Genomic DNA, 21,294 nt, shown 5'->3' on the forward strand with positions numbered 1-21,294 from the left:
CGTTGATAGATTATGGATTGACGTACTTTTTTCTGCAATAGTACTGTCGGCACAATCGGCGAGAAAAGACCGAGGGAACAGGATCAAGGCAGGCGCGCGCGTCGCCGGCCTTGGTCCGGCAAATGATTTCGACGATCAAACCGAATGGGAGACTGCCATGACCGCTACCAGCCTGCGGCGCCGTGCGCTCAATACATCCTCAATCGCTCTCGGTCTCGCCCTGACGCTCTCGGTGCCGGCCGCCGCAGCCGACCTCGTTATTTCGAACTGGGATGGGTACATGGCACCCGACGCCATGGCCGCTTTCAAGACCGCCACCGGCGTTGCCGGCGAAGTGGTGGTGCACGCCACCAATGAAGAGATCATGGGCAAGCTGATTGCCGCCGGCGGCAAGGGCTATGACGTGGTCTTCGTCTCCTCGCCCTTCGCCGAAGTATTAAACAAGCTTGGCCTGACCGAGCCGATCGACCATGCCAAGATCCCCAACCTCGCCAACCTCTATCCCGAAGCGACCAAGCTGCCGCACGATGTCGGCAACGCTTTCTCCGTGCCTTACACCTGGGGCACGACGGGCCTCTGCTACCGCTCTGACCTTGTCAAGACGGCGCCCACGAGCTGGAGCGACCTGCTCGCCCCTTCCGACGAGATGAAGGGCAAGACCACCATGCTGGCGACCGATCGCTGGCTGCTGGCCGCCGGGCAGCTCGACAAGGGCTATTCGGTCAACGAGACCGACCCGGCCAAGATGGCCGAGGTCAAGGACCTCTTGATCTCCGCCAAGAAGACCCTGCTCGCCTATGACGACACCACCTTCTATTCCAAGCTGGTTTCCGGCGAGGCGCTGATGGTGCAGGCCTGGGACGGCTGGTGCAATTACGGCATCGCCGACAAGCCGGAGATCAAATACGTCATCCCTAAAGAAGGTTCGGACCTGTGGGTCGACACGATGGTGGTGATGAAGGCGTCCGAGCACAAGGACGACGCCTTCAAGTTCATCAACTTCATGCTCGACGCCAAGAACCACGCCTGGGCGGCGCAGAACATCGACTACAAGGTGCCGAACAAGCCGGCGATGGAAAGCCTGCCGGCCGACTTCCTGGCCAAATTCCCCAACATGGCGATGCCGGTGGCCGATCTCGTCAAGTTCGAGCAGTTGCGTGACGTCGGCGAAGCCCAGCGCGACTATTCCAAGATCGTCAGCGAGATCAAGGCCGCGCAGTAAGCGGCGCAGACTTCACGGCCGGCAGCACTTCTGCCGCCGGCCCTGAGCGGTACCCGAGAAATTGTCCCAGACCCGACTTCGTTCCTCTCTGCTGATGGCCCCGGCGCTGGTCTGGCTGACCGCGCTGATGGTGGTGCCATGCGCCCTGGTGCTGGCGCTCGCCTTCTTCCGGCGCGGCGTCTATGGCGGCATCGACTACACTTTGACGCTGGAAAATTTCGGGTTGGTCTTCGACCCGCTCTATGCCGGCATCTTCCTCAACTCAGCACGTATCGCCGGCACCGCGACCTTGATTGCGGTGGTGATTGGCTATGCCGCAGCCTATGCGATCGCGGCCGCACCGCGCCGGTGGCAGCCAATTTTCCTGTTCTTCGCCGTGCTGCCGTTCTGGTCCAACTATCTGATCCGCACCTATGCCTGGATCGTGCTGCTGAACCGCGAAGGGCTGATCACCCAGTTGCTGCGCTGGTTCGGCTACACCGGCGAACCGCCCTCGATGCTCTATACCGAAGGCTCGGTCATCGCGGGCCTCGTCTACAACTATCTGCCCTTCGTCATCCTCGCCTGCTACGCGCCGCTGTCGCGCCTCAACCCGGAACTGGCCGAGGCATCGCGCGATCTCGGCGCCTCCGCTGCCACCACTTTCCGACGTGTCATCCTGCCGCTGACCGTGCCCGGCATCGCTGCGGGTGCTGTCTTCGTCTTCGTGCTGTCGATCGGCAATTTCGTCACCCCGGCGCTGCTCGGTGGCGGCCGCTTCCAGATGATCGGCAACCTCGTTTACGACCAGTTCCTGACTGCCAATGACTGGCCGTTCGGCGCAGCGCTCGCCATGGCGCTGATCGCCATCATGCTTCTGGTGCTGATGGCGCAGGCGCTCGCCGCCGACCGCGCCGCGGGGCGTGCGGCTGAGGCAAAGGGTGACGCCGATGGCTGAGCGCTGCGCAATTCTTGCCTTCTCCCCGTTCACCGGGAGAAGGTGCCCCGAAGGGGCGGATGAGGGGCGGCGTCAACCTTTGCGACGCTCAGCGCTGCCCCCCGTCTGCCTGCCGGTATCTTCTACCCGTGAACAGGGAGAAGGACTCTGGTCGTTCGCTTGCCTTCCAATTGTCGGAGGCCGGCGATGACCCATTCCTTCACCCGTACGCTCGGCATGCGGACGATCCTCACCCTCGTCTTCGCCTTCCTCTACATCCCCATCGCCGTGCTGGTGGCGCTGTCCTTCAACGAAGGCGGATTGCCGACGGCATGGTCGGGCTTTTCGCTGAAATGGTATGCCTCGCTGGCCGGCAATTCCGCCATCCTTTCCGCTGCGCTCAACACGCTGATCGTGGCGTTGGTCTCCACGGCCATCGCCACGCTGCTCGGCACGCTGCTGGCCATCGGCATCGAGATGCGCCGGCAATACGGCAGGGGTCTCGAGGCGCTGATCTTCGCACCGATGATCATCCCCGACATCGTCCTGGCGATCGCTCTGCTGTCGTTCTTCTCCATGCTAAACCTGACCATGGGCCTGCACACCATCATCCTCGCCCATGTCGTCTTCAACCTCGCCTTCGTCTGCTCGGTGGTGCGCGCAAGGCTAAAGAGTTTCGACTGGTCGATCGTCGAGGCCTCCGCCGACCTCGGCGCCTCGGCTCTGACCACCTTCCGGCGTGTGACATTGCCGGTCATCGCGCCGGCAGTGATTGCCGGCGCTCTGCTTGCCTTCACGCTCTCGGTCGACGAGTTCATCATCGCCTTCTTCACCGCCGGTGCCGGCCGCGCCTCGACGACGCTGCCTATGCAGATCTACGCCATGATCCGCTTCGGCATCACGCCGGAGATCAACGCGCTGGCGACCATCGTCATGGCGGTATCCATCACCGCGCTGACCCTGTCGCAGCGGCTCAACCGTGGGATCATCGGCCAATGAGCGAACCGCGCACGCTGCTGGCCATTGATAACGTTTCGAAGAAGTTCGGCCGGGTCACCGCCGTCGACGGCATCTCGCTCGACATCCGCGAAAACGAGTTCTTCGCGCTGCTTGGACCCTCCGGCTGCGGCAAGACCACGCTGATGCGCATGCTGGCCGGCTTCGAGACGCCAACCGACGGCCGCATACTGCTCGATGGCAAAGACATCGCCCGGACCCCGCCCAACAAGCGGCCGGTCAATCTGATGTTCCAGTCCTACGCGCTGTTCCCGCATATGAGCGTGCGCGCCAATGTCTCCTACGGGCTGGAGATGGAGCGCTTGCCGAAAGCTGAAATCCGTTCCCGCGTCGAGGCCATTCTGGCCACCACCGAGCTTGTCCCCTTCGCCGACCGTAAGCCTGAGCAATTGTCGGGTGGCCAGAAGCAGCGCGTCGCGCTCGCCCGCGCGCTGGTCAAACGGCCTCGGTTGCTGCTGCTCGACGAACCGCTGGGCGCGCTGGACAAGAAACTGCGCGGCGCCATGCAGATGGAGCTGAAGCGCCTGCAGCACGAAGTCGGCATCACCTTCGTCATCGTCACCCACGACCAGGAAGAGTCACTCGTCATGGCCGACCGCATGGCGGTGCTCAAGGACGGCCAGCTGCTGCAATGCGACACGCCGCACGTGATCTACGAGCATCCCACCGACCGTTTCGTCGCCGACTTCATCGGCGTGATGAATTTCGTACCGGGCAAGATGTCTGCGGATGGCGTGATCGCCGCGAACGGCGCGCGCATCACCGGCAAGGTTCCCGCCAAGCTCACACCCGGCGCTTCCGCTGTCGCTTCGGTGCGACCCGAGCGCATCCGGCTGTTCCCGTCAGCCGAGACCGCCAACCGCATCGCCGGCACGGTTGAGGCGCTGGCCTATCACGGGCTCGACCTGCAGCTGCATGTCCGCACGCCTCTGTCGCCAAAACCATTTCTGGTGCGCGTCACCGCCGATGCCGCCGACCGCCGGCCGGTCTCGTCGGGCGATCAGGTCGAACTCGGCTGGGACGCCGCCGATGTCAGAATTTTTCAGGAATAGGAGAGCTTGATGGCGCAGAAGACGATCGCGTTTTTTCCCGAAGCGGCCTACGGCCCGGCGCTCAATTCGGTCGGCATCGCGCAAGCCGTCGAGGCGCGCGGCCATAAGGCAGTGTTCCTGTCCGACCCCGGCTTTGTCGATGTCTACAAGGGTTACGGCTTCGAAGCGCATCCGGTGAACCTGTCGGAGCCGATGCCGCCCGAGCAGATGGCGAAATTCTGGGAAGACTTCATCAACGGCCACATCCCGAACTTCCGCAAATCGCCCTACGATCAGGTCGACAATTACGTGAAGGATTGCTGGACCGCGATTGTCGACAGCGCCAAATGGGCGCAGAAGGATTTGCCGCGAGTCCTGGCCGCCATCAAGCCTGATGTCATTTGCGTCGACAATGTCATCCTGTTTCCGGCCATCAAACAGTTCGGCAAGCCTTGGGTGCGCGTCATCTCCTGCTCGGAAAACGAGATCGAGGATGAGGACATCCCGCCGCATCTCTCCGGTTGCGGCGAGAACGACCATGTCGGCCACCAGCGCTATCGCGATCATTTCAATGCGGTGATCAAGCCCATCCACGACGACTTCAACGCCTTCCTCACCGCAAACAATGAAGCGCCATACCCGGTCGGTCAGTTCTTCGAGGCCTCGCCCTATCTCAATCTGCTGCTCTATCCCGAAGCGGCAAAGTTCAAACGCCGCCATCCGCTTGATACGACGAAATTCCAGTATCTCGAAGGCTGCGTGCGGCAGGAAAAGCCATACGCCGTGCCGACCTTCGCCGAGAACAATGACGGGCCGCTGCTCTATGTCTCCTTCGGCAGCCTCGGCGCTGGCGATGTCGATTTGTTGAAGCGCATCATCACAACACTGGGCAAGACCCGTTACCGCGCGCTGGTCAATGTCGGCGGCTACAAGGACCTGTACACGGATGTGCCGGACAACGTCATCGTCGAGAGCTGGTTTCCGCAGCCTTCAGTCATCCCGCAGGTCGATGCCGTCATCCACCATGGCGGCAACAACTCGTTCACGGAGTGCCTCTATTTCGGCAAGCCGGCCATCATCATGCCCTATGTCTGGGACGGCCACGACAACGCCACCCGCGTCCAGGAAACCGGCCACGGCTTCGGCATGCCGCGCTACGACTGGAGCGACGCCCAGTTGGTCAGCAGGATCGAGGCTTGCCTGACCGACCCCAAGATGAAGGCCAAGCTGGCGAAGACCTCGTCGCAGATGCGGGCACAGAACGGACCGGAAAAGGCCGCAGGGTTGCTGGAGAAGTTGCTGTGACCTCCTCCGCCCCGCACCTTTACCAAGCCTCCACCCGCACCGACCTCGTCGACTGGGGCGCCCAGTCCGACGCGCTCGACGGCGCGTCGCACTCGACCGGCAGGCTTGTCCACAAAGGACCCAACAACCAGCCGGAATCCGGCATCTGGGTCTGCACGCCCGGCCGCTGGCGGCTCTCGATTCCGCGCGACGAATTGTGCCATTTCGTCGCCGGCCGCGCGACGTACCGGTCGGATGCCGGGGAGGTGGTAGAAGTCGCAGCCGGGACCGTGGTCATGTTCCCTGCCGGCTGGACAGGCGAATGCACCGTGCATGAGACCATGCGCAACGTCTACATGCTGGCTTGAACAGCAACGGAGCTTCCCAATATGCCGACACCGCACTGGCCAAAGGCCTCGACCGTGAAACTGGAGGACTGGGGCGGGGGCAGCAACACGCTTGCCGGCTCGCCGCGCGCCTCGGGCAGGATCCTCTCGCAGAACCCGGACGGCTCAAGCGAATGCGGCCTGTGGTCGTGCACGCCAGGCAGCCGCAAGGTTACCTTTGCCGCCGACGAGTTCTGCCATTTCCTGTCGGGCCGCGGGACCTATGTCCGCGAGAATGGCGAAGAGATCCCGGTCGAGGCCGGCATGCTGGTGTTCTTCCCCGCCGGCTGGGCCGGCACCTCCACCATCACGCAAACACTGACCAAGGCCTTCATGTGCCGCTGAGCACTTTTTTAAAGGAAATCGCCATGACCACGCCCATCATGCAATCCCCGCTTGCCATCACCGACCTCGTCGACTGGGGCGTCATCCCGACCATGATCGAGGGCGTGTCCCACACCTCGGGCAAGCTGCTCTACAAGGGGCCGGAGGGCCGTTCGGAATGCGGCCTGTGGGTCTGCACTCCCGGCAAATGGCACTGCCATGTCACCCGCGACGAGTTCTGCCACTTCCTCGAGGGCCGCTGCACCTATGTGCACGAATCGGGCGAGGTCATCCAGATCGAGCCGGACACGGCGGCGTTCTTTCCTCAGAATTGGAAAGGCGTCTGCACCGTCCATGAGACCATCAAGAAGGTCTACATGATCCGCTGAGCGGACCTGAAAGGACGACCATGCAATTCTCCGCTGAACGGCCGGCTTTCTTCGTCAATCCGGACTACCGGCCGATGACCGGCACGGCAAAACCGGTGATCGATCCGGCGACGCTGGAGACCGTCGGCTCGATCTCCGCCGCAACGGACGGTGAGGTCGATGCGGTGCTGTGTGCCGCAACCACGGCACAAGCCGCCTGGAAGAAGCTCGATGCCAAGAGCCGGGCAAAGCATCTGCATGCGGTCGCCAACGCCATCGAGGCGGCGGACTTCACCCGCTGCGCAGAGCTGATGGTGCGCGAGATGGGCAAGCCTTATCCCGAAGCAATCGGCGAGATCGCCAATTGCGCGCCGATCTTCCGCTACTATGCCGAGATGGCGCGCGACGACGCCGGCAAGATCGCCGGTACGACGCAGGCCGGGTCGTTCCAGTATGCGCGCTACGAGCCGTATGGCGTCTCCGTGCACATCATGCCTTACAACTTCCCGATCCTGCTGATGTGCTGGACCGTTGCGGCCTCGCTTGCCGCCGGCAATGGCTGCGTCATCAAGCCGGCCGAAGCGACGACGCTGTCGACGCTGGACTACATGACGGTGTTCCGTTCACTGCCGGAAGGGCTGGTCGCCTGCCTGCCTGGCACGGCCGCCACCGCGCAGGCGCTGATCGCCTCCGAGCGCACCCACGCTGTCGCCTTCACCGGCTCGGTCGCCGCCGGCAAAGCCGTGGCAGTCGCCTGCGCCGAGCGCATGAAGCCTTGCGTCATCGAAGCCGGCGGCAGCGATCCGCTGATTGTCAGCGAGTACGCTCCGCTGGAGGTGGCCGCTGCCGGCAGCGTCACCGCAGCCTTCCACCTCACCGGCCAGGTGTGCACTTCGGCCGAGCGCTTCTTCGTCGTCGAATCGGTTCACGATCGCTTCGTCGAGCTGTTCGCCGAGAAGACGCGGGCGCTGCGCATCGGCAATGGCATGGACAAGACCGAGATCGGCCCGCTGGTCAGCGAGGCCGCGCGAGCGAAAGTGATGCGGCTGGTCGATGATGCCATCAGCAACGGCGCTATAGCCGTTGCCGGCGGGCGCATTCCGCCGGCGCACAACACTGGCTGGTTCTACGAGCCTACGATCCTGACCGGGGTTACACCCGATATGGCGATCGTGCGCGAAGAGTGTTTCGGGCCGGTCGCCGCCATCTGCCGCGTAAAGGACTTCGACGAAGCGATCCGGCTTGCCAATGACAGCCCGTTCGGGCTTGGCGCCTCGGTGTTCACCACCGACCTCGCCGAGGCGCATGAGGCGGCCGAGCGGCTCGAGGCCGGCATGGTCTGGGTCAACAACCCGCTGATCGACAATGACGCCCTGCCCTTCGGCGGCTGGAAGGCATCAGGCCTTGGCCGCGAGCTGGGACGCCAGGGACTCGACGCCTTCCGACGCTCCAAGATGGTCATCATCGACCACAGACCGGCGATCCAGGACTGGTGGTACCCCTACCCCGACAGCTGGTTCCGCGAGACAGGCGGCCGCAAGCACGTGTGAGCCCGGCCAGTCCACAACGTAAGCTGATGCTTACGCATCTGCCGAGATAGGCCGGCTATTTCAACGCTTGAAGCTTGTCGATCGCGGCAGTGAATCCGGCAAGCGAGACCGGAATGGTCACCGGCTTGCGCGTCACCGACTCCATGCCGATGTTCAGGTTGGTTCCCGATTTCATCGCCTTGACGAGGTCCGCCGACAAAGGGGTCGCGGCATAGGCGCCGTTCTGGTCGCTGGTCTGGATGGCGATGGTCGTCTTCTGCCCCTGGTCGATCTGGTACGAGGCGCCGGAAGGCAGGAACAGCCCGTGCGGCAAGGCCAGCAGCATGGCGAGGTTGCCGTTGCCATTGTCGCGGCGAAGCGTAACGGTAAGAACGCGCTGCCCCGTCTTGGCCTCGGTAAGGTTTTGGGAGACCTGGCATTGAAGCTCGATGCCGGCCGATCCGCTAGCGCAGTTTAGCGACCATGGATTGCCTTCTGCAGGCTTTGTCTCGGCAGATTTGGTTGACTTCGGCTCTTCGGCAAGCGCCGACCCTGCCGACACGACCAGCCATAGCGCGCCGACCCAGGCGGCCCGGCCACAAACGGTTCTCAGCAATGAAGCCACCCGATCCTCGTCGTGTCAGGGTTTCGCCGAGCGCGTTGATACAACAGCCGAGCCTGGCGGGGAAGCCAATACGGTACATGAGCTCGGGCTAAATTACTGTTGCTGAATTATCACAATAAACAACTTTGAAATCTTGTACGTGTAAAGCAAACAATCATGCTCGCTATACACTGGGATTCGGATAGTATTAGCGACGGAGCGTGTACTCGTCGGGGTTCGCAAGGGATGGAGACGACCGAGAAAACTCGGCAGATCAATGACATGGCGACGCACGGAAGAAGCTTCCGGGCGAATAGCAAGTATCGCCGGTCAGGTTTTTCCAGGCATCTCTGGAAGACGACTGCGTTGTCCACTCTGGCACTTGCCCTTTCCGGCATAGCCGCCCATGCCGGCGACACCGGACTGTGGCAGCCGCAGGTCCGCGCCATCATCGGCGCCAACAACAATGGCGGCAACACGGCGATCGAGGGTTTCCTGCCGCTGAAGCAGAACCTCGAATCCGTTCTCTTTCTCGATGTGCGCTCGAAATACGATTTCGACGACGGCTTCGGCCAGGACGTCGGCCTCGGCGTTCGCCGCATCGTGAATCCGGATCTGATGATCGGCGGCTACGCCTATCTCAACATCCAGAACCACGACAGTCACCAGTTCGTCGCCTCGACGCTCGGCCTCGAGGCCATCACCTCAAAATACGATGCGCACGTAAACGTCTATCTGCCGATCAGCGGCGACCGCAGCACGGCCGGGCAAGAGTCGAGCCTGTCGCTGGTCGGTCATCAGCTGATCGAGCAGATATCGGCCATCGCCCACCGCGATTACGCGGCCTGGGGCATCGAGGGCGAGGTCGGCGTTCAGGTGCCGCTCAACCTGCCCGAGAACCATTCACTGCGTTTCGATGTCGGCGCCTACCATTTCGGCGATCCCGACGGCGACGACGGCAGCATCACCGGCGCCAAGGCCGGCCTGGAATATTCGATCGGCGACGTCATCGGCAAAGGCACGTCGCTGACCTTCACCGGCGAGGTGCGCAACGACAACCGCGATGACACCCAGTTCGCCGGCAGCATCCGGCTGACGGTGCCGCTCAACGCTTTCGACAAGGGCTGGTCTTCGGCCGATGACGGCGCCGAGCCGGTCTATCCGGTCAGCCCCGGCCTGCGCAAACGCGTCAACGAGCGCGTACGCGGCGACATCGGCGTTCGCATCGAGAGCCAGGACAAAGTTACCGGCACGTCGACGCGGGTGGCGATCAATGCCGCCACCAACACGGCATTCGGCCAGTTCTTCTTTGCCGATGGTGACAACGACGCGCTCGGCCTCGGCACGATCGGCGACCCGACCACGCTCGACAATGCAGTCGCCGGCGCCGGCGCTAACGGCGTCGTCGTCGCGCTGGGCGGCAAGGGCAACATTACGACAGCCGGCGTGACGCTCGCCAACGGACAGACCGTTATCGGCGGTGGCGGCGGTGTCCAGGCGCGGCTCGCCGACGGCAGCATCGGCACCTACAATTTCGGCGGCTCCAACGGCACCATCCAGGGCACTAACCCCGCCAACAACGTCCTGACGCTCGCCAATGGCAACACGCTGAGCGGTATCACCATCACCGGCGGCAAGGACGGCATCTTCGGCAACAACATCGCCGGCGCCACGCTGACCAACGTCACGGTCACCGGCACCGGCGGCCACGGCGCCGACTTCACCGGCACATCGACCGGCGTCAATGGCTCGAACTTCACCGCGACCGGCAACGGCCTCGACGGACTGCATATCGAAGGCGACGGCACCTATAACTTCACCGGCACGACGCTGCTGCAGGGCAATGGCGACGACGGCCTGGATATAACCGGCCACGGCACCTACACTTTCGCCACCCTCAACGCGCTCGACAACAACGATGCCGGCATTACCGTGAAGGGCACCGGGGTCGCCGGCTCGATCACCATCAACGGCGGCCAGGTGTCGGGCAACAAGGCGCTCGGCGACGACGGGGTCGGTGTCTTCATCGATCCGATCACCGCCCATATCGTGCTGGATTCGATCACCCAGACCGGCGGCGCATCGGGCGTCGTGCTCGAGAATCTTTCGGGCAGCTTCACCGTCAACGGCGCGACGACGATCTCGAACACGACCGGACCGGCCATCGCGATCACGGATTCGCCGGCCGCGATCCGCTTCGGCGACATCAACATCACCAATCCCGGCACCGACGGCATGGTGTTTGCGGGCGCCAACACATCAATAATTGCCGGCAACATCGTCATTGCTGGCCTCGGCTCCGGCGTCGGCCTCGATTTCTCCGGCAGCCAGACGAATTTCACCGCGCAGTCGCTCAACATCACTGGCACAGGCGCCGCCGGCTCGATCGGCATCGATCTGTCTTCCCCGAGCGCGGGCGGGGCTACGATCGTCATCACCGATGGCGGCGCGATCGCCAATGTCGACACCGGCGTGCGCTTCGGCATTTCCGGCTCGCCGGCCAATTCGGCCAATGCCCAATTCAGTTTCGGTGGCGGCTCGATTGCCGGCATCACCGCCTCCCTCGACGCGCGGGGGCTCAACCAGACGCTCGGGCTCTATGCTTTCGGCTCGACGACCTTCAGCGGCCCGCAGCTGTTCGACCAGCAGAATGTGATTTTCGTCGGCGCGACCGCGACCGGTTCGGGCACCGGATCCTCGCTGCTCGATCTGGCGACGGTCGCGACGGCCGATGCCAATACCGACGGCACCGCGATCTTCGTGCTGGTCAATCGCGGCACGGACATAGACGATGCGGACGCCTTCTCGCTGAGCGCCGGCCAGACGCTGGCTTCGTTCGGCAACGGCCGCACGTTCTCGCTCGGCGGCATCCCGATCAATGTGACGGGCGACAATGTCGTGCACAGCAGCACCGTCTCCGACGCCGGCGGCGCAGCCACGCTGACCAATAGCGGTGCCGGCGACACGGTGACGCTCGCCAACAATACCTCGCTGCTCGACTTCAACCTGTCCAATACCGGTGGCGGCAACGCGGTTCACGGCAGCGCCGTCAGCAATGTCACAATGACGGGCCTGGCCGTCAGCGGCGCCGACCTGAACGGCTTGCTGTTCGACGGCACCAATACCGTTACCGCCACCAACCTCAGCTCGACCAACAATGGCGGCGCCGGCTTGTCGATCCAGGGCGACGGAACCTATTCGTTCAACGGCACGACGACGCTGTCGAACAACGGCACCGACGGCCTGTTGATCAACGGCAACGGTACCTACGGCTTCGAGACGCTTGACGCCAAGGTCAATGGCGGCAGTGGCGTCGACGCCAAATCGACGGGCGCCGGCAAGCTGACGACCACTGGCGGAACGATCTCCGGCAATGGCGGCAACGGATTCAGCGCATCCCAGATTGGGCTCGATGTCACGCTGACCAGCCTCAACCAGATTAGTGGCGGGACCGGTGTCGGCCTCACGAACGTCACCGGCAGCTTCGATATCTCCGGCTCGACGACGATTTCGAACGTCGCAAACGGCATTGTCATCCAGAATAGCTCGGCAACGGTAGGCTTTGGCGGCAATGTCACGGTCACCGCTCCTTCTGGCTCTGGTATCATACTGGCTGCCAATTCCGGTGCCATCACTTTCGGCGATGTCGCGATCGACCAGCCGGGCCAAAACGCGATCGACATTTTCGGTACGAACGGCACGATCAGCTTCGCCAACATCGACATCACCGGCCTGCCGCCCGGCAAGACCGGGCTCGACCTGTCGGGCAGCCAGTCGACCTTCACCGCCACCTCGCTCGACATCACCGGCGCCGGCACTTCGACCGGCATCGACCTTTCCGGCACCACCGGCGGCTCGGTGACGATCGGCACCGGCGTCATTTCCGCCGGCACCGGCGTCCAGATGGGCACGCACGGCGCGGCCGGGACCAGCGCCAACACCACCTTCTCGTTCGATGCCGCCGGCGGCGCATCGATCACCGGGACCACCGCCTCGCTCGACATGCGCGGCCTGCTGGCCGGCAACGGCACCTATGCTTTCAATGCCACCCATTTGGTCGGCCCGCAGCTGTTCGACACTGCCAACGTCATCTTCGTCGGCGCAGCAAACACCGGGACCGGCTCCGGCGCGAGCGTTGGCGACCTTATCAACGCCGACGCCGCCGACGGTCTGACGACCGACGCCAACACCATCTTCGTCCTTGTCAACAGCGGCGCTGGAACTATCAACACCGATGCCGACGGCTTCACGCTTGCCGACGGCCAGCAGATCGTCTCCTTCGCCAACGGCAACACCGTCGCTCTCGTCGGGCCGCCGGCCAACGTCACCGGCGCCGAGGTGGTTACTTCGGGCACCCAGGTCGATCCGTTCGGCAATGGCGCCGCCACCCTCAACAACTCGGCCGGCAGCACCATCGATCTCGCCAACGGCAACCGCGTCGCCGACCTCAGCGTCAGCAATGCGGGTTCGGGCTCGGCGATCAACGGATCGAATGTAAACGCGGCCACCATCACCGGGGTGACGATCAGCAGCGCCGTAACCGGCATCGACCTGACCGGCGCAACGGGTGCGATCAACATCACCAACACGACGATGGGCGGCGTCAGCGGCACTGGCCTGCTGGCCAGCAACTTCGGCGGCACCGGCACCTTCAACAATTTGGACATCACCGGCGCCGGTATCGGCGTCAGCGTCACGGGCGGTTCCACGGGCACGCTGACCTTCGACAATGCGAGTTCGATCGCCGGCACGACGGGCACGGCGCTCAGCATTCTTGGAGCAACGCCTAACCTCACCTACAACGGCACCATCAATCAGACGAGTGCCGCGAGCGCGGTCATCATCAGCGGCATGACCGGCGGCTCGGCCACCTTCGCCGGCCAAATCACCGCCAGCACCGGCGCGGCCAACGCCATCGACCTGACCGGCAATGCCGGCGGCACGATCAATTTCACCGGCGGGCTCGACCTCACCACCGACGGCGGCCTTGCCTTCAGCGCCATCAATGGCGGCACGCTCACCGTCACCGGCACTAACACGACCGCATCTGGGCTCGGCCCTGTCGAAAACGGCATCCATCTCGGTGGCGCCGGCGGTTTGACCATCGGCGCAGGCGGCGTCATTTTCGACAGCGTCACCGTCGACGGCTCAGGCGGCGCCGTGCAGACCGGCATCCTCATCGAAAACACCAGCGGCGGCAGCGTCACCTTCGGCGCTGTCGACATCAATCGCGTCACTGGCGACGCCATCCGCCTCACCAACGTGGCCAACGCCGTTACCTTCAATGGCACGACGACGATCGACACGGTTGTTGGCGGTGGCCCCGGCTTCGTGGTGCAAGGCAGCGCCGCGACGGTCAATGTCAACAATCTGGTGACGACGCTGGTTTCGGGCGACGACGTCAGCCTGACCAACAACACCGGCACGATCAACATCGGCGGCACCATCACCAATTCCGGCACCGGCAACGGCGTCGTGGTTTTTGGCGGCAGCGCCGCGATCACGGTCTCGGCCAACATCTCCAGCTCGGCAACAGCACCAGGCACGGCGGTCAAGATCGACGGCACCATCGGCGGCTCGGCCCAGTTCAGCGGCAGCGTCACGTCGACCGGCACCGGAAATCTGTTCGCCATCGGCTCGACATTGCCCCCGGCAGGCGGTGCGTTCAGCTTCACCGGCCCGACCCTGTCGGCGAGCGGTGGCGGCGGCGCGGTGGTCGGTGGCATGATCGGCACCGCAACGTTGAATGTTACCACCCCGCTATCGATCACCAATGCCTTGGGCACCGGCCTGTCCGTCTCCGGTGTCGCGAGCACCGCATCGGCAACCTTCGGGGCGGTGACCGTGACGGGCGCCGGCGGCATCGGCATCAACATTGTCGGCAATGCCGGCCCGGTGACCTTCGGCACGACCCAGGTCACGCTGGGCACCACGAGCGGCACTGCCGGCATCAACTTCGCCGGCACCAACAACGATGTCAGCTTCGGCACGACTACCATCGACGATGTCGGCGCCAACCAGACCGGCATCGACTTCAGCGGCTCCTCGACGACGGCCGATTTCGGCCTGACGACGATCACCGGCCTGGGCGACCTGACCTCGCGCGGCATCGACCTGTCGTCGACCACGGGCAACAAGGTCATCACCTTCCTGCAGGGTTCCAAGATCGACAATGTCGGCGTCGGCGTCGAACTGTCGTCCGGCGGCACCACGGCGACTTCAGCCAATGCCACCTTCACCTTCGGCGACGGCGATTCGACCGACGGCCTGGAATCCTTCATCACCGCGGCCGTTGGCGGCTACACCGTCGACACCGTCGGCCTCGACCCGATATCGGGCAACTACGATTTCGACGACGTGTTCTTCACCGGCAGCGCCAACCTCGCCACCGCGCCCGGTTCGGTCACGCTGGTCTCGCAGTCGGGCGGCTTCATCGCCGCCGGCACGACCGGCAATCTCAGCATGGGCGTCAACACCATTTCGCTCGCCGCCGCCGATGCGCTGACAGGCGCGCAGAACTTCGCCTTCGTCGGCACGATCAATCTCGGCGCCACCGCCTTCACGCTCGATTCCGGCCAGACGATCACCGGCTTCGGCAACAGCAATGTGGTTTCGACCGGCACGATCCAGCCGGCCAACGTCCAAGGTGCTCTTGGCGCCACCGGCGGCAACATCACCGGCGACGAGGCCGTCGTCAGCGGGACGGCCAACTTGATGCAGCTGCTCGGCGACAATGCCGTGCGCCACACCGCATTCGACTTCAGCAGCGCGGCCGGTGCCGCCTTCCTGATCGACCAGAGCGCGGCCGGCTTCAGCAATGCCAGCGGCATCACCATCGAAGGCGTGACGATCTCGAATGTCGCGGCGGGCCAGACCGCCATCCAGGTTACCGGCCTCAATGGCAGTCTGTCGGTCATCAACAACAACATCAACCTTGCCGGCACGCTGCTCGACGTCAATGGCGGCACCAGCACCATCTCGGTGTCGCGCGGCTTCCTGCCCAATGGCGGGCCGGCCGGAACGCTGACCGGTGGCGGCATCAACATCGCCAACCGCACCGGCGGCGCGGTGACCTTCACCGACCAGGTGGCCATCACCGGCGGCAATGGCGTCTCGATTTCGGGCGGCACCGCCGGCGGCGCCGTCAATTTCAATGGCGGCCTCGACATCACGACGTCCCTCGCCACTGGCCTCAGCCTCTCGGGGCTGAATGTCCTGACCGTCGCGAATGCCGGCTCGACGACGATCAACGCTACGGGCCAGACAGCGCTATCGCTGCAAGGCACACTCGGCGCCGGCGGCGTCAATTTCGACAGCATCACCTCGAGCGGCGGCACAAGCGGCATCATCCTCAACGGCGTCACCGGGGCGGTGAATGTCTCCGGCGCGACCAGCATCACCGGCACCAGCAGCTTCGGCATAGACGGCACCGGCGCCAACACCGGCACGTTCACCTTCGGCGCGGTGACGGTCAACAACACCGCCACGGCCGGCGGCGGCATCCATGTGGTATCAGGCACGGTCAACGTCACCGGCCTCGCCAACATCGATACGACGAGCGGCGTCGGCCTGTCGCAGAGCGGCGGCACGACAAGCTTCACCGGCGGTGTGACCATCGACACCACCTCCGGCACGGCCATCGTGGGCACCGGCGGCACGATGGGCATCACCGCCACCGGCGGTGCCGAGACGGTAAACTCGACCCTCGGCCAGGCGATCAACCTCATCAACGTCACCGCCAGCATTGCGCTCGACTCGACCTCGTCGGGCGGCGGCACCAACAATGTTGGCCTGGCCAATGTCACCGGAACAGTCAGCCTCGGATCCGGCGCATTGAGCGGCGCTTCGGGCGTCGCATTCCTGCTCAATGGCGGTGCTGCGACCGTCAGCTATGGCGGCACGGTCACCAAGACCACCGCCGGCAAGATCGTCGACATCTCCGGCGTCACCGGCGGCACGGTCACACTGTCCGGCGCGCTCAGCGCCACCGGCGGTTTCGACAATGGTGTTTATGTCCACGGCAACTCCGGCGGGACCATCACTCTCAGCGGTGGCACGAAGACGCTGACCACTGGCGCCAATACGGCGGTCGACTTGACGACCAACACCGGCGCGACGATCAACTTCGATACGGGTGGCCTGGTGATTACCACCACCTCCGGCACCGGCTTCAACGCCAGCGGCGGTGGCATGGTCAGCGTCGGCGCGCTCCTCAGCGACAACAGCATCACCACGACGGCCGGCGGCACCGCGTTGAACCTCAATGGCGTTACGATTGGCGCTGCGGGCATGAATTTCGACAGTGTTTCGGCCACTGCCGCCGCAACCGGCATCTCGCTGACCAATATCGCCTCGTCGGGCGGCGGGGCCATCATTCTCGGCACGGTCAACCTGCAAGGCATGACCACGCGTGGTGTCGATGTTTCCGGCACGCTTGGCGCGGCGCTGTCCTTCAACGATCTCGACATCGGCCTGAACAGCACCACGGGCGTGGCCTTCGACCTCAACGGTGCCACCATCAATGCGGCGGTGACGGCCAATGACTTCGATGTCACCAATGCCGCCGCCGCCGGCACCTCGATCGCCGTCGACCTGCGCGGCGCCATCGGCGGCCAGACGGTGCGCCTCGGTGATGCCGTGGTCGGCGGCGCCAGTTCGAGCATAGCCGGGGTTAACACCGGCGTGTTCCTCAACAGCGCCACCAACCTCGCTTTCACCTATGGCGACGGCGAATCGGCGACCGACCAGCTCTCGACCATCGGCGCCAATGTAGGCATCGACGCCTCCAGTGCGCCGGTTGCCGGCACCTACAACTTCCAGGACGTGAACTTCCAGTCGACCCCGGGCTTGGGCTTCGGTGTCGGCAAGGTCTATTTCGTCGGCGCTTCCGCGACCGGCGACGGCAGCGGCCGCGACCAGAACAATCTGGCGACGCTGACCACCGCCGAAGCGGCAGCAGTGTCGACGGACATTCTCGTCCTCGTCAACGATGGCGGCGTCATCACCGCGGCAGGCAGCAATGGCAACGATACGCTGGCGCTCGCCATCGGCGAGCAGGTGCGCGGCTTCGGCAACGGCAACATCAACCTGGCGCTGACGGTGCCCTCCACCATCCAGCTGGCCAGCAACAGCATCTCGATCATCGACCAGACGCCCAATGGCGCCGCGACGCTGACGACGAGCGCCGGCAACAATGTCATTACGCTCGGCGCCAGCGGCAACATCATCGACGGCTTCATCCTCGATGGCAGCCCGGCGGGTGCCGCGCGTGGCGTCAAGGACAATGGCGCGGGTGCTGCGAATACCGTCATCAGCAACATGACTATCCGCAATTTTGCCACGCAGGGTATCGAGATCACGCCGTCGAACAGCACGAAGATCAACAACGTTGCTTTCTCCGGCAACGCCAGCGATGTGTGGCTGAACGCGCCCAACAGCACCATCACCAACGTCACCAGCACCGGCGCCACCGGCATTGCTTTCAAACTCGACAACACCGCCGGCACGACGACGCTGACCAACGTCAACATCACCACCGCAGCGACCGGCACCGGCATCGCCTTCGGCGGCGCGTCGGGCGCTGGCGGCACGATTGCCGGTACCAATGTCGATATATCGGGCGGCAGCGGCCTTTCGGTGACCGGCGGCAACGCGGTGATCAGCTTCGACGGCGCTAGCTCCATCATCAGCACGTCGGGCGCGGCGGCCACGATCTCGACCCGCGCTGGCGGCAGCTTCACCTTCGCCGGCTCGGTGATCGCCAACGGCGCTGCGAGCGGCATCAGCATTTCCGGCGCGACGGCGGCCAATACGGTGAGCTTCACCGGTACGGTCGATCTCGGCACCACGACGCCGATGACCGGCACCGCAGTCGCAATCAACAACGGCGCCACGGCCTCGACCGTCAGCTTCGCAAACCTCGACATCGTCACAAACGGCACCACCGGATTCAGCGCCATCAATGGCGGCACGGTCAATGTGACGACCGGCACGGTGAGCTCCACTTCCGCGCAGGCGGTCAACCTCAACGGCATCGCCACCACCGGCATCAATTTCACCTCGACCAATTCGACCGGCGGCACCAACAACGTGTCGCTGACCAATGTCACCGGCGCCGGCACTGTCAGCCTCGGCTCCGGTGCGCTCGGCGGCGCGACCGGCGCGGCCTTCCTGGTCACCGGCGGCTCGGCCAATGTCAGCTATGCCGGCTCGGTCACCAAGACCACGGCCGGAAACGTCGTCAGCATCTCCACCCGCACCGCCGGCACCACGACATTGTCGGGCACTCTCAGCGCCACCGGCGGCGTGGCCAACGGGATCCTCGTCAACGCCAACACCGGCGGCACGATCAACTTCTCCGGCGCCAGCAAGATACTGACCACCGGAGCCAACAATGCCGTCGACCTGACGGCGAACACCAACACCGCGGTCAACTTCACCGGCGGCGGCCTAGCCATCACCACCACCTCCGGCACCGGCTTCAACGCCACGAGCAACGGTACTGGCACCGTGACCGTTATCGGCTCGGGCAACACGATTTCGACCGGCAGCGGCGTCGCGGTCAACCTTGACAGCGTTGCTATCGCGGCGGGCGGCGTGACCTTCGCTTCCACAAACAAAGGCGCCGGCGGCACCAGCGCCGTCATCCTCGATTCCGTCACCGGTTCGGGAGCGATCGACCTCGGCACCGGCGCGCTGGTGGGCGGAACAAGCGCCGTGATCCGTATCGGCGATGGCCTAGGCACCGCCAACAGCGGCGGCACGGCGGCGTTCACCTATGCCGGCGCGATCACCAGCGGCAGCACCGGCCAGGCGGTCAACATCCAGGATCGCGCCCTGACCGCCGGCAACATCACCCTGTCGGGCAACATCACGCATAATGCGGCGGGCCAGATCGGCATCCTGCTGGACGACAATGTCGCCGGCATCATCACCTTCTCCGGCGCGTCGAAATCGATCACCTCGACCACGGCGGCTGGCGTCAGCCTGAGCGACAATGCCGGCGCGACGATCAACTTCACCAATGGCGGGCTGGTCATCGCCACGACCAGCGGCGCCGGTTTCAGCGCCACCGGCCCCGGTCCGGCAGCCACCACCGGCGGCACGATGACGGTGCAGGGCACCGGCAACACCATCGTGTCCGGCACGGGCACGGCCCTTAATGTCGCCAACACGACGATCGGCGCCGGCGACGTGACGTTCAGGAGCATTGCGTCCAATGGTGCAGCCAACGGCATCGTGCTCAACAACACCGGCACCAGCGGCAATCTGGTGGTGACCGGCACCGGCGCGACGGGGGGCAGCGGCGGCACGATCCAGAACTCGACCGGCGATGGCGTCAGCCTGACCGACACTCAGGATGTCAGCCTGAGCAACATGATTATCAGCGACAATGCGGGCAACGGCATAAAGGGCCTGCGCGTCAACGGTGTGGTGCTCAACGGTCTGACCCTGAACAGCAATGCCGATGCCAACACCGAGTCCGGAATCCTGTTCAACGAACTTACCGGCAACGCCTCGCACGTCGCCACGTTCACCAACCTCACGGTCTCCAACTCATTCACCCATAACGTGCAGGTCATCAATTCCGGCGGCACGTTGGCGAACCTGGTGGTGAGCGGCGGCACGTTCTCGAACAACGGCGCCTCAAACAATGCCGGCAGCGACTTCATCTTCGAGGCGGACGGCGCCGGTGTCGCCGGCGCGCCGACGATGACGCTGACCGTCGACGGCGCAACCTTCACCGGCAACAACGCCTATCCCGGACCGGGAGTCATCCCTGGAACCGGTCTGTTCGTCATTGCCAATGACGGCACCGTCAACGCTCACATCGGCGAGACCACGGGAAATCTATTCAACAATCTGAACAACGGCATCAACCTTACCCAGAGCAGCAATTCCGGCGCCGGCACGGGCGGCAATCTGAATTTCACCGTCCGGAACAACACCGTCACCAACAGCGACTCGACGGCCATCAACGTGTTCAGCAGCGGCGACCTCGCACGGACGCTTGACGGCACAATCGCCAACAACGTCATCGGTACGCAAGGCGTAGCAACCTCGGGATCGCGAACCGGCAACGGCATCAGGGTTGGGCATGAAAGCCTCGGCGTCGCCAAGGTGCTGATCGACAACAACATTATCCAGAGCATCGGCGTCAACGGCATAAGCGGTGGCGACAGCGTCTCGATCACGCAGCTCGTGCAGCCGGGCACCGTGCACGCGACGGTCACCAACAACACCATTCGCGACAATGCCGACAGCCGCGGCATCACGGTCACCGCCACATTTGCCGGCGCTATCATCAATGCCGACGTTCATGCCAACACCATCACCAACGTCAACAACGCCAATGCCATCCGCTTCCTCGCGGACGGCCTCGGCGGCGCCGACGGCACGATCAACGTACCGCAGGCGAGCGAGGCCGGTATCGAAACCGTCAATGGCGGGGCAACGGCACTGACGGACACCCGGACGTTCTTCAACCAGCCGCTGCCACTGCTGCCTGCCGCGACACCGTAGTCAGCAACCTTGGATTTCGTCCTAGGAAATATATTTTATGAATTTGATATCGACTTGTTGTCTTACTTAGGCATAATGCAAGAATTCAGAC

11 protein-coding genes are annotated in these 21,294 nt (G+C 64.1%); 10 read left to right on the forward strand and 1 reads right to left on the reverse strand.

Annotated features, from left to right (window positions below; translation table 11 throughout):
• The first annotated feature begins 157 nt into the window (after window positions 1-157).
• The 9 genes from NKK52_RS20855 (at window position 158) to NKK52_RS20895 (ending at window position 8,098) form a co-directional block, all read left to right on the forward strand.
• A complete protein-coding gene (locus tag NKK52_RS20855) occupies window positions 158-1,222 on the forward strand; it encodes a polyamine ABC transporter substrate-binding protein (RefSeq protein WP_023685711.1) in 1,065 nt (354 codons plus the stop codon).
• Window positions 1,223-1,316: 94 nt separating this feature from the next.
• Window positions 1,317-2,159: an ABC transporter permease gene (locus NKK52_RS20860; protein WP_023672945.1), complete on the forward strand. Its 843-nt coding sequence runs from the start codon at window positions 1,317-1,319 to the stop codon at window positions 2,157-2,159.
• Window positions 2,160-2,345: 186 nt separating this feature from the next.
• Window positions 2,346-3,137: an ABC transporter permease gene (locus NKK52_RS20865; protein ID WP_023672946.1), complete on the forward strand. Its 792-nt coding sequence runs from the start codon at window positions 2,346-2,348 to the stop codon at window positions 3,135-3,137.
• On the forward strand, window positions 3,134-4,207 hold the full coding sequence (locus NKK52_RS20870) for an ABC transporter ATP-binding protein (protein WP_023685710.1): 1,074 nt from the start codon (window positions 3,134-3,136) through the stop codon (window positions 4,205-4,207). Before NKK52_RS20865 ends, NKK52_RS20870 begins: the two co-directional genes overlap by 4 nt.
• A 9-nt stretch (window positions 4,208-4,216) precedes the next feature.
• A complete protein-coding gene (locus tag NKK52_RS20875; RefSeq protein WP_023672948.1) occupies window positions 4,217-5,491 on the forward strand; it encodes a glycosyltransferase in 1,275 nt (424 codons plus the stop codon).
• Window positions 5,488-5,838 carry a cupin domain-containing protein gene (locus tag NKK52_RS20880; RefSeq protein ID WP_023672949.1) on the forward strand — a complete coding sequence of 117 codons (351 nt, stop codon included), beginning with the start codon at window positions 5,488-5,490 and terminating at the stop codon, window positions 5,836-5,838. The genes NKK52_RS20875 and NKK52_RS20880 overlap by 4 nt, the downstream gene beginning before the upstream one ends.
• Window positions 5,839-5,859: 21 nt before the next feature.
• Window positions 5,860-6,201, forward strand: coding sequence for a cupin domain-containing protein (locus NKK52_RS20885; protein WP_023672950.1), 342 nt, complete (start codon window positions 5,860-5,862; stop codon window positions 6,199-6,201).
• Window positions 6,202-6,224: 23 nt separating this feature from the next.
• Entirely contained in the window at window positions 6,225-6,569 is a 345-nt protein-coding gene (locus NKK52_RS20890; RefSeq protein WP_023672951.1) for a cupin domain-containing protein, read from the forward strand.
• 20 nt (window positions 6,570-6,589) lie between these two features.
• Window positions 6,590-8,098, forward strand: a complete 1,509-nt coding sequence (locus NKK52_RS20895; RefSeq protein WP_023685709.1) for an aldehyde dehydrogenase family protein — start codon at window positions 6,590-6,592, stop codon at window positions 8,096-8,098.
• Between the two features lie 55 nt (window positions 8,099-8,153).
• On the opposite strand, the gene NKK52_RS20900 is transcribed toward NKK52_RS20895, so the two are convergent.
• Window positions 8,154-8,693: an invasion associated locus B family protein gene (locus NKK52_RS20900; RefSeq protein WP_023714154.1), complete on the reverse strand. Its 540-nt coding sequence runs from the start codon at window positions 8,691-8,693 to the stop codon at window positions 8,154-8,156.
• Between the two features lie 354 nt (window positions 8,694-9,047).
• On the opposite strand from NKK52_RS20900, the gene NKK52_RS20905 reads away from it, so the two are divergent.
• A complete protein-coding gene (locus tag NKK52_RS20905) occupies window positions 9,048-21,203 on the forward strand; it encodes an inverse autotransporter beta domain-containing protein (RefSeq protein WP_156939315.1) in 12,156 nt (4,051 codons plus the stop codon).
• Window positions 21,204-21,294: the final 91 nt, after the last annotated feature.

It is taken from the genome of Mesorhizobium sp. C277A, assembly GCF_040324395.1.
Classification (GTDB): Bacteria; Pseudomonadota; Alphaproteobacteria; order Rhizobiales; family Rhizobiaceae; genus Mesorhizobium.

Excerpts from the sequence above, each read along its gene's own strand:
- NKK52_RS20855 (WP_023685711.1), top strand. The coding sequence starts at position 158 with ATGACCGCTACCAGCCTGCGGCGCCGTGCGCTCAATACATCCTCAATC.
- NKK52_RS20860 (WP_023672945.1), top strand. The coding sequence starts at position 1,317 with ATGGCCCCGGCGCTGGTCTGGCTGACCGCGCTGATGGTGGTGCCATGC.
- NKK52_RS20865 (WP_023672946.1), top strand. The coding sequence starts at position 2,346 with ATGACCCATTCCTTCACCCGTACGCTCGGCATGCGGACGATCCTCACC.
- NKK52_RS20870 (WP_023685710.1), top strand. The coding sequence starts at position 3,134 with ATGAGCGAACCGCGCACGCTGCTGGCCATTGATAACGTTTCGAAGAAG.
- NKK52_RS20875 (WP_023672948.1), top strand. The coding sequence starts at position 4,217 with ATGGCGCAGAAGACGATCGCGTTTTTTCCCGAAGCGGCCTACGGCCCG.
- NKK52_RS20885 (WP_023672950.1), top strand. The coding sequence starts at position 5,860 with ATGCCGACACCGCACTGGCCAAAGGCCTCGACCGTGAAACTGGAGGAC.
- NKK52_RS20890 (WP_023672951.1), top strand. The coding sequence starts at position 6,225 with ATGACCACGCCCATCATGCAATCCCCGCTTGCCATCACCGACCTCGTC.
- NKK52_RS20895 (WP_023685709.1), top strand. The coding sequence starts at position 6,590 with ATGCAATTCTCCGCTGAACGGCCGGCTTTCTTCGTCAATCCGGACTAC.